Origin of the sequence: Bradyrhizobium sp. SHOUNA76, assembly GCF_023006445.1 — a bacterium.
In the GTDB taxonomy this organism is placed as follows: domain Bacteria; phylum Pseudomonadota; class Alphaproteobacteria; order Rhizobiales; family Xanthobacteraceae; genus Bradyrhizobium.
The window spans coordinates 1-2,744 of record NZ_JALBHA010000670.1; the positions used below are offsets into that span (position 1 = coordinate 1).

Below are 2,744 nucleotides of genomic sequence, written 5' to 3' on the forward strand. Positions count from 1 at the left end.
AAGCCTGCGCGCCCGGATCGAGGCCTCGTTGCCGCAGCCGCAGCGCCAGCAACCGACCCGCCGCTCCGTGCTGCGCGGCTTTGCGATGGGCTCGGCGGTCTCTGCACTGGCCGCAACAGGCATCGTCGCATTGGTGCTGCGCCAGGACGACCAGCAGCGTATCCTGTCGGAGGTGGTCTCCGCGCATCTGCGCTCGCTTCAGGCCGGTCATCTCACCGATGTGGTCTCGACCGATCAACATACGGTCAAGCCGTGGTTCAACGGCAAGCTCGACGTCGCCCCACCCGTGATCGATCTCACCGCGCAAGGTTTCACGCTGGTCGGCGGCCGGCTCGACTATATCGACGCCCGCGCCATCGGCGCGGTCGTCTACAAGCGACGGCAACACGTCGTCAATCTGTTCGTGTCGCAAACATCGAACGCGGAACACCGTGCGCCCAAGACCGAGACCATGCAGGGTTTCAACTGCCGCCGCTGGGGCGAGCGCGGCCTGAACTTCTGGGCCGTCAGCGACATCGGCGCCGACGAGCTCGCCGAATTCGTCGACAAGTTCGAGGCGGCAATGAAGGCGAATGTGGAGGGGTAGACGGCTTCGCGGTCATTGCGAGAAGCGTAACGACGAAGCAATCCAGGATCTTTCCGCGAACGATTCTGGATTGCTTCGCTTCGCTCGCAATGACGAGCGTTGAGACGGATCGGCGAAACTACGCCGACCGCCTCACTGCGTTGTCCACCAGCGTCTTGCCGAGCGACCAGATCGCGCCGGGGACCTTGTGGCTGCCGGCGATGACGTCGTCGAACGCCTTCTCGATCCAGCCGCAGTCTTCCTCGGTGATGGTAAGCGGCGGCAGCAGCTTGATGGTGTGGCTGCCGTGGCCGGCGACTTGCGTGAGGATCTTGTGGTCCTTGAACAGCGGTACGGTGATGAGCTGGCAGAACAAGCCCTTGTTGGCCGCCTCCAGCACATTCCAGGAGGCGCGCAGCCGCAGCGACTTCGGCGGACCGAACTCGACGCCGATCATCAGGCCCTTGCCGCGCACTTCCTTCATCAGCTCGTAGCCGGGCACCATGCGCGTCAGCGCCAGGCGCAACTCGGCGCCGCGCTTGGCGGCGGACTCGATCAGCTTCTCCGATTCCATGACATCGAGCGTGGCAATGCCTGCGGCCATCGCCAGATCATTCTTGGAGAACGTCGAACCGTGCACCACGGCGCGGTCCATCTGGTTGAAGATCTTGTCGAAGATGGCCTTGCGCGTCAGCACCGCGCCGACCGGGACGTGGCCGCCCGACAGCGACTTCGACAGCAGCACCATGTCGGGCTCGACGTTCCAGTGCTCAACCGCAAGGAAGCGGCCGGTGCGGCCCATGCCGGTCTGGATCTCGTCGGCGACGAACAGCGTGCCGTATTTCTTGCAGAGCGCGGCCGCGCCCGGCAGGAACTCGTCGGTGGGCATGTTGACGCCCTTGCCCTGGATCGGCTCGACCACGAAGGCCGCGACCTCGCGCGAGGCCAGCGCCTTTTCGAGCGCGGCCAGATCGTTGAACGGGATCGAGGTGCAGCCCGGCAGCAGCGGCTCGAAGCCGGTGCGGAAGTTCGAATCACCCGTCAGCGACAGCGCGCCATAGGTCAGACCGTGATAGCCGTGGGCGCAATAGACGATGCCGGGGCGCCCCGTCGCGCCGCGGGCGAACTTGATCGCGGCTTCGACGCATTCGGCGCCGGAATTGGCGAAGAACACCTTGTCGAGATGGGGGACGTATTTCAGGAGCCGCTCGGCGAGCACGCCGGCGAGCACCGAGACGTCGAACTGGACGAGATTGGGCAGGTCGGCGTCGAGCACGCTCTTGAGCGCCTCGCGCATGACGGGATGATTGCGTCCGATCGCAAACACGCCAAAGCCGGACAACAGGTCGAGATAGCGCGCGCCCTCGCGGTCGTAGAGGTACTGCCCCTGCCCCTTCTGGAAGCCGACATCGTAGCCGATGGTCTTGAGGACCCGAACGAACTGCTCGTTCAGATACCGATTATGCAGGGCGCTACGCTGGGCCTGACGGTCCGCGAATAGCTCAGACATGTCTGGATTTGGACTGTGCATCCGCTACATACTTCGGTTGAGGGCCGTTTCGTCAACTGAAAACGGACCGTTACTGAAAACGGTTTGTGCGGCCTTTTGCCCTTTTTCGGACCATCTTCGCAAGCACAGCTTTAGACCATGTTGCACTGCCGAGGAACTATCATGCGTTTGGCCCTTTACACCGGAATAATACTGGCTGGTGGTTACACCTGCCTGACCCCCGCGTTCGCTGCCGATCCCACCGGCGATTGGCGGGTTGCCGATGGCGTCGCCAACATTCGTGTCGCCCAATGCAATGGCAGCATGTGGGGCGCGGTTTCCTGGGAAAAACAGCCCGGCGGCCGCGACGAGAACAACCCGGATGCCGCGAAAAAGACCAGGCCGACATTGGGCATGGCGACGCTGATCGACATGAAGAAGAAGCCCGGCGCCGATCAGTGGGAAGGGCAGGTCTACAACGCCAAGGACGGCCAGCTCTACAGCGCGACCATCACGCCTGTCGGCGCCGACCAGCTCGAGATCAAAGGTTGCGTGATGGGCTTCCTCTGCGGCGGCGAGACCTGGACCCGGGTTGGCCCGCCAATCCCCTTGAGCACCGCCAATGCCATGGCCAAGGGCGCGCCCAAGTCCGCTGGCGCGGCGCCGAAAGCCACAGGAGCGACGGTCGCA

The 2,744-nt window shown here is 63.9% G+C and carries 3 protein-coding genes; 2 read left to right on the top strand and 1 reads right to left on the bottom strand.

Features of this window, described 5'->3' with window-relative positions; genetic code table 11:
- A partial coding sequence (locus MOV74_RS35380; protein WP_246931773.1) for an anti-sigma factor occupies positions 1-586 on the top strand: 586 nt, incomplete at its 5' end.
- A gap of 118 nt (positions 587-704) precedes the next feature.
- Here the strand turns inward: MOV74_RS35380 and hpnO are convergent.
- Entirely contained in the window at positions 705-2,096 is a 1,392-nt protein-coding gene (hpnO, locus tag MOV74_RS35385) for an aminobacteriohopanetriol synthase HpnO (protein ID WP_246931775.1), read from the bottom strand.
- A gap of 141 nt (positions 2,097-2,237) precedes the next feature.
- On the opposite strand from hpnO, the gene MOV74_RS35390 reads away from it, so the two are divergent.
- A partial coding sequence (locus MOV74_RS35390) for a DUF2147 domain-containing protein (protein WP_246931778.1) occupies positions 2,238-2,744 on the top strand: 507 nt, incomplete at its 3' end.